At 55.2% G+C, this 6,885-nt stretch carries 6 protein-coding genes; 3 read left to right on the forward strand and 3 right to left on the reverse strand.

Annotation, left to right across the window (positions count from 1 at the left end; all coding sequences use genetic code 11):
- A partial coding sequence (locus M0974_RS17860) for an RHS repeat-associated core domain-containing protein (protein WP_297839557.1) occupies positions 1-1,509 on the forward strand: 1,509 nt, incomplete at its 5' end.
- Between the two features lie 126 nt (positions 1,510-1,635).
- Here the strand turns inward: M0974_RS17860 and M0974_RS17865 are convergent.
- The gene (locus M0974_RS17865; protein WP_297839560.1) at positions 1,636-2,667 is read right to left on the reverse strand and encodes an ABC transporter substrate-binding protein; all 1,032 of its coding nucleotides are present in this window, start codon (positions 2,665-2,667) and stop codon (positions 1,636-1,638) included.
- A gap of 249 nt (positions 2,668-2,916) precedes the next feature.
- On the opposite strand from M0974_RS17865, the gene M0974_RS17870 reads away from it, so the two are divergent.
- Complete coding sequence (locus M0974_RS17870; RefSeq protein ID WP_297839563.1) at positions 2,917-3,750, forward strand: CmcJ/NvfI family oxidoreductase; 834 nt, start codon at positions 2,917-2,919, stop codon at positions 3,748-3,750.
- Positions 3,751-3,765: 15 nt separating this feature from the next.
- Here the strand turns inward: M0974_RS17870 and M0974_RS17875 are convergent, their stop codons facing one another.
- Both M0974_RS17875 and M0974_RS17880 read right to left on the reverse strand, forming a co-directional pair.
- Positions 3,766-4,173, reverse strand: a complete 408-nt coding sequence (locus M0974_RS17875) for an OsmC family protein (RefSeq protein ID WP_297839566.1) — start codon at positions 4,171-4,173, stop codon at positions 3,766-3,768.
- A gap of 13 nt (positions 4,174-4,186) precedes the next feature.
- Positions 4,187-5,521 carry an LLM class flavin-dependent oxidoreductase gene (locus tag M0974_RS17880; RefSeq protein WP_297839569.1) on the reverse strand — a complete coding sequence of 445 codons (1,335 nt, stop codon included), beginning with the start codon at positions 5,519-5,521 and terminating at the stop codon, positions 4,187-4,189.
- A 247-nt stretch (positions 5,522-5,768) separates the two neighbouring features.
- Between M0974_RS17880 and M0974_RS17885 the strand changes: the two genes are divergently transcribed.
- The coding region (locus M0974_RS17885; RefSeq protein ID WP_297839572.1) for an ABC transporter substrate-binding protein at positions 5,769-6,885 on the forward strand (1,117 nt) is incomplete at its 3' end.

Raw genomic sequence — 6,885 nt, forward strand, 5'->3', positions numbered from 1 at the left:
AATCGCAGCCTGTTCATGGCCGATGCAGACAACCCACCGGATCTGAGTCGAGGGTTCGATGCCAACGGTAATCTGTTGCAGCTCGAGGGCGTGCAAGTCATGAGCTGGGATGCACGCAACCAGTTACAGAGGGTGACTCAGGTGCAACGGGCTGACGGGTCGAACGACGACGAAGTGTACGTTTACGGCGGCGATGGCCAGCGTCGACGCAAAGTGCGAGTGCAGCAGGCCAAGGCGCTCATCCATGTCGCTGAGACTCGCTATCTGCCGGGGCTGGAGATCCGCACCAACACGGCCAAGCGCGAGGTGTTGCATGTGGCAACGGTACAAGCGGGGCGTTGCAACGTGCGGCGGTTGTACTGGCATCAGAGTCGCAATGCTTTGCCAAATCCGCAGCTGCGCTACAGCTTGGACGACCAAAGGGAGAGCAGTGTGCTGGAGCTGGACGGCGGGGCCGACGTCATCAGCCACGAGGGCTACTATCCATATGGCGGTACGGCTTGGTGGGCAGCCAGAAGCCAAGCCGAGGCCGACTATAAGACCGTTCGTTACTCAGGCAAAGAGCGCGATGCGACGGGGTTGTATTACTACGGCTTTCGGTACTACGCGCCCTGGTTGCAGCGTTGGATCAATCCAGACCCGGCGGGGGATGTGGACGGTTTGAACGTTTATCTCATGGTGAAGTGCAATCCGATTACGCTTATAGATAACACCGGACTGCTGAGCGAGGCAGCTCAAGAAGTGCGATCAAAAATAGATCGGCATAAGAAAATACTCTCCGTCATAACCTCTCGGACTATAGATATCGAGCGAACGATTCAAAATCACGAAAGCTGGATAAGTCGCTTACTCGAGGCTGGAGGGCGTGTCGCCAACATACTCACTAAGGGTTTCATACGTGGCGCTGGTGGTGCTGTAGGTGCAGCGTTGGGCGGAGTAGCTGGCGCTATAGTGGGCGGTGCACTCGGGGCATTGATCGGGACGAGTCTGGGGAAAAAGCAAATTGCTAAAAGAGCTGGAAAATATTTCAATAACATCATGAAGGCACACGGCATACAGCCACGCAGGATCAATCTCACTGGGAACGAACTGGATCCTGACCACGTTATTGTCTCGGCACTCTCGAAAGACAAGTCATCCAAGACACCTGACAAAATATTCAAAAAAATCACAAAAAAAATTATCGCTCCCCTGGGTGGAAAATTAGTAAAAACCCTAGGGGTCGATGTTTTATCATTGCCCGAAGAGTACTGGGCCGCATCGCATAAGATTACAGATGACAAGCTGATTGCGATTGATGCCGACATTAGCGTGCTATCCGGCATTGTAAAAGCACGGGTTGTGGACTTGAACAAGGAAATCAATGCCCTAGGGGATGATGCTTCGTCGCTGTCAGTCGACAAACAAAACCTGTCAGAGGAGTCGCAATTGTTGCTGCAAACACTCGTCACGACCAAGGAAGTGATTGGCGCATATCGGATTAGCTCATTGCCCCATAACCTCAGATAGAACAAGCAGTTGTGTCATTGACTTGATTTGAATGTGTCGCCCTGTCGAAGGGCGAAGTCGTCGGCAGTCCAACTATTCGCTTGTTCGAGATTCGCCCATCAGTTGCAGCTAATGTGAGGCGAGACTTCAGCTCCCCTGAAGCAATTTTGGCTCTTCGAAGAAGTAATCTTGCCATGACGCAGGTTTGTTCTTGATCGCCCCAACCCTGAACATGAAGTCCGCCACAGGGTAAGTGCTTTTTGGCGTGATGGTGAATTCAAACAGCGGATCGCTGATGATTTTGATCAGCGCATCGCGGTCGATTTTAGCCTTGGTTACACGGATATAAGTGTCTGCCGCGCCGGGCTTGTCCTTAGCGATGTAATCCGCAGCGTCGGCCAGCGCTTCAACGAACGCACGATAGGTTTTAGGGTTGTCGTTGCGAAACTTCTCGGTGGCGAACAATACAGTGGGCGAGTTCGGGCCCAGTAGGTCGTAGGAGTTGAGCACCACATGCACATTGGGGTTTTGCAACTCCTGTTCCTGGAACGGCGGGTTGGAAAAGTGTCCGGTGAGTTCAGTGCCACCGGAAATAATCGCCGACGTGGCGTCTGGGTGCGGCAAATTGACGGTGTATTTATCCAGCCGTGCGTAGTCCTGGTCACCCCAGAGTTTGGCCGAGGCTATCTGCAAGTAACGCGACTGAATCGACACGCTGACCGCGGGCACCGCAATGCGGTCTTTCTCGGTGAAATCGGCAATGGTTTTAACCTGAGGGTTGTTGCTCACCAGGTAATAAGGGAAGTTACCCAGCGATGCCACGGCCTTGACGTTCTGCTTGCCGTGGGTACGATCCCAAACGGTCAGCAGCGGGCCAATACCGGCGCCGGCGATGTCGACAGCCCCAGCGAGCAGTGCGTCGTTAACGGCGGAACCTCCCGATAATTGCGTCCAGTCGACCTTGATCGTAACGCCGTCCTCTTTCCCGTGTTTCTCGATCAATTGCTGATCACGAACCACGTTGAGCAACAGGTAAACGATACCGAACTGTTCTGCGATGCGCAGTTGCCCTTCAGCGTGTGCCGGTGCGGCTGTTACCAAACCCGCAGTGAGCACGCTCAGGGTCAGTGCAGCACTTAGCGTCAAACTGGCGAGTTTATGGGGTTGTCGTGTAAACATTAAAACGCTCCGGAGCAGGTCGGATCGCTACAGTGCGTCCGACTTATTACCGGACCTTACCGTTATAAAAGAGAAATTTTAAATACCGTAAGGCTATAAGAATAGGTCGTTTATTTAGCGGGTTTCTTACCTCGTTCATAGGCATGTGCGTGGCCGAACAGGCATAACCTTAGACGCAGATATTCTTATTCCGCCTGTCATCTTCTGAGTAAATTGGACTTCATGTCCCAACTTCCCCGGAGGATTTCCATGGGTTGCCATCAACAAGACCTCACCCCGCCGTTTGTGACTGGCGAGCTGAACTATCTGCTGGACGACGGCGTGCGTCCGGCCAATTACACGTACGTCAGGCCCGACGGCCAGCCTCAGCGCACTGGCACCCTGCAACCGACCAAGGTGAGTATCCATAACGCACGCTTGCTCGATCAGCCGGCGAGACTTGATAGTCAAGGTTTCCAGCGAGTCGAACAGGCCAGCGCCGTCGCCAATCTGGAAGACGAAGAGCAAGTGCGCAATGACTATTACCCCGAAGCGGACGCGCTGATTCGACAACAGACGGGTGCGGTAAAGGTGGTGATCTTCGACCACACCATTCGGATTGACCAGCCGGGCCGCGAAGCGCAAGGCCTGCGCGAACCGGTGCGTTATGTGCACAACGACCAGACCGAGCGCTCAGCCATTCGCAGGGTCCGCGATCACCTGCCAGGCGACGAGGCGGAGCAACGGTTACTCAAACGTTTTGCGATCATCAACCTGTGGCGACCCATCGGCGGACCGGTATTCAGCACGCCACTTGCGCTGTGCGATGCGGCCAGCATCGAACCCGACGATTTACTGCCCAGCGACCTGATCTACAAAGACAAGGTCGGCGAGACATTTTCGGTCCGTGCTAACCCGAATCACCGCTGGTATTACTATCCGCAACTGCGCCCCGAAGAAGCGCTGCTGCTGAAAATCTACGATTCGCACAGCGGCGTGGCGCGACTGAGCGCGCATACGGCGTTTGATGATCCGAATACACCGGCTGATGCGCCACCGCGTCGCAGTATCGAGTTGCGTGCTTTGGTATTTTTCGATGATTGAAACGGACGTTTTTGGCTAGGCAGTGGCGGTGACGACAACGCTCAGTGGCGCGCCGCGGGATAGCGAGCCATAGATCGGGCAAACCGTGGTAAAGCGCCCAGCCAAGCTCTCGGCCTGTGATTGGGTCAAGCCTGTGAAGTGCAGTTCCAGTCGAATCCACTCGTAGTGCCCGGGTCGGTTTTCATCGATCTGCGAATCTGCCTGCAGACGCAGGTCACGAAGGTCCAAATTGTCTTGGCGAGCTTCGTCTTCGATCACTGCCTGCGCGCAGGTCAGCAGCGCTGCCAGCAATAACTCCTGCGCGCTCCAGCCTTGGCCGCTGCCACCTCGCGCGGGGCTGGCGTCGGCCACAAGGTTTTGGTCTCGGGCGCTCAGCAGGTAACGGCCTGGTTGGCGACTGAGTTGTGCGGTGACATTAGCCATGACGAAATCCTTATTAATTGGCCGGGCGTTGGAGGCCCAAGTGATCACGTAGGGTGCTGCCGCTGTACTCACGACGGAACAGTCCTGCTGCTTGCAACTGCGGAATCACCAGACGGGCAAAACTTTCCAGGCCCCCTGGCAGATAAGGCACTTGAATCATAAATCCATCGCAGGCGTTTTCTTGGTACCAGCGCTGCATGTTGGCGCTGACCGCGTCCGCAGATCCAATAAACTCACGCAATGGGCCCATTCCGTAACGATGGCCCAGCTCACGTAAACCGATCCCGCTTTTGCGTGTCAGCTCCGCTACTTCTTTATAGTGACCTTGGACACCCGATACTTCCATTTCAGGTAGTACTTGGTCTTGGGGGAAGCTGGCCAGGTCGGTATCAAGGTGATACGACAGCGTTGAGAGACCCGCTTGCGATTCAGTTAACGCACTTAGCAATCGCTCCTGCTCAAGCGCAATGGCCTCAGTTTCGCCAACGATCGGCACGATACCAGGCAGGATTTTTAGGCTCTGCGGGTCGCGTCCGAAGCGTTGGGCGCGCTCTTTCATTTCGGCATAAAAGGCTTTGGCCGATTCTAGCGAAGAGTGCGTAACGAAGATGACGTCGGCCCATTTGGCAGCGAAGTCGCGGCCACGGCCAGAGGCGCCTGCCTGGATAAATACAGGACGCCCCTGAGGTGAGCGGCTGACATTAAGCGGGCCGCGCACGTTGAACCATTTTCCTTCATGGTCGATAGCAGAAACACCGTCAGGACGGGCATAGAGCGGCGTGACGGGATCGCGCACTAGCGCATCGTCGCGCCAGCTGTCCCACAGTTTGCAGGTTACTTCAACGAACTCTTCAGCTCGATCATAACGTTCGTCCCGTGACAGCTGCTCGGTGCGGCCGAAGTTGGCAGCTTCGGATTGTTGAAACGAGGTCACGATATTCCAGGCACTACGGCCGGCGCTCATGTGGTCCAGGGTCGCAAAGGCTCGCGCTACCGCATAGGGTTCGAAATAGGAGGTGGATAAGGTGCTGGCCAGGCCCAAGTGCCGTGTGGTGGCGGCAATAATGGAAAGCACGATCATCGGGTCCAGGCGCAACGCCCCTAATGCGCCATGGCGCAGTTGACTGTCATGGCTGCCCTCATGACGGTTAGGGATGGAGAGAATGTCTGGCAAAAAAAGCATGTCGAATTTGCTGGCCTCCAGCAAACGCCCTAGTTCGGTGTAGTAGGCCGCGTCGAGGATGTTGCGATCTGCTGCAGGATGGCGCCAACCACCATGACAGCCTGAGACAGGACCCGCAGCAGCGAAAGCGGCGAGATGCATTTGCTCAGTACGAACAGCGGCCATTTTTGATATTCCAGATAACGATAATAAATAGGTTTTTTAACGGACAATCTTTGTTATTAGATAGGCTGCTACTTAAATCTCGAAATAATATTTAGACATATTCTTATGAATTCAAAGTCTTTATCCCTCTTTTCAGTTTGTGCTTACTCTCTGCGCCCTCATTTGGCCTCGCCACGCTCTAGCCCATACCTCATGGCCGAGTATCGCGATACGAAGCCGACCTAGCGCTCGTCGAAGGACTCATTCAATGCAGCAAAAATCGTTAATCGTTGCCGTCGGGCTAAGCGTCCTCGCGAGCTGGGCCCATGCTGAGCCCTTGAAGATTGGCACGGTCTTATCGACCACGGGTGCCGCAGCGTTTCTCGGCGAGGACATGCGCGATGGTATGCAACTGGGCATTGATGATGTGAACCGCGACGGTGGGGTAAATGGTGAGCCCGTGCAGTGGGTGTTCTACGACGCAGAAAGCCAGACAGCCAAGGCGCTTGCTGCCACACGCCGCTTGTTGGCTCAGGATCGTGTGGATGTAGTGGTCGGCGGCGGCAATATGAGCGGTATTGCCCAAGCGATGGTGCCCATGGTCCAGCAGTTCAAGACGCCTTTCATTTCTACCGAAGGAGCCTTGTCCATCGTCTCACCCGTCGCCGAAAGGCCATGGGTATTTAAGAGCACAGTGGATGATCGTCAAGTGTTCGAGCGTCTCGCCAGCTACCTGCATAAACAGGGCATAACCCGTTTGACCCTGCTGCACGATACGAGTGGTTTCGGCCAATCCGCCGCTGAAGAGTTTAAGGCGCTTGCGCCAGAACTGGGCCTGAGCGCCACGCTGGAAGCTTTCGCGCCAGCTGATACAGATCTGACCTCCCAACTGACGCGGATCAAGAACAGCGATGCGCAAGCGGTGTTGTGCTGGACCGTCACCCCGGCGGGCGTGATTTTTATCAAACAGGCCCGTCAACTGGGCCTTAAGCTGCCATTGATTCATAGCTATGGGTTTGTCAGTCAGCGCTATATGGAGCTTGCGGGTGCTGACGCCGAGGGCGTGTTATTTACCTCAGTCAAGTTCCCGGTAGGGCAGGACCTCCCGGTCGCAGACGTCCAGAAGGCTCCAATCAGTAAACTTACCGAGGAGTTCAAAGCCCGTTTCGGCCGGGAACCGAATCAATATGTAGCGCAGAGTTATGACGCTATTTTGTTGGCCGCCAAAGCCTTCACGATAGGCCACGGCGACAAGGCAAAAAGCCGTGATGCGCTAGAGCAACTGCAGAATTATCCGGGCGTCAGCGGTACGTTCAACTTTTCCCCTCAGCGACACTCGGGCCTCGCCGACAGCGACATTGTCATGTTGCGTTGGCATGACGGTC

The sequence above is a fragment of the Pseudomonas sp. genome (assembly GCF_026224925.1).
Classification (GTDB): Bacteria; Pseudomonadota; Gammaproteobacteria; order Pseudomonadales; family Pseudomonadaceae; genus Aquipseudomonas.

What these genes read in the sequence shown, in the direction of transcription:
- M0974_RS17865 (WP_297839560.1), bottom strand. Translation starts at nt 2,667, where the DNA reads ATGTTTACACGACAACCCCATAAACTCGCCAGTTTGACGCTAAGTGCT.
- M0974_RS17870 (WP_297839563.1), top strand. Translation starts at nt 2,917, where the DNA reads ATGGGTTGCCATCAACAAGACCTCACCCCGCCGTTTGTGACTGGCGAG.
- M0974_RS17875 (WP_297839566.1), bottom strand. Translation starts at nt 4,173, where the DNA reads ATGGCTAATGTCACCGCACAACTCAGTCGCCAACCAGGCCGTTACCTG.
- M0974_RS17880 (WP_297839569.1), bottom strand. Translation starts at nt 5,521, where the DNA reads ATGGCCGCTGTTCGTACTGAGCAAATGCATCTCGCCGCTTTCGCTGCT.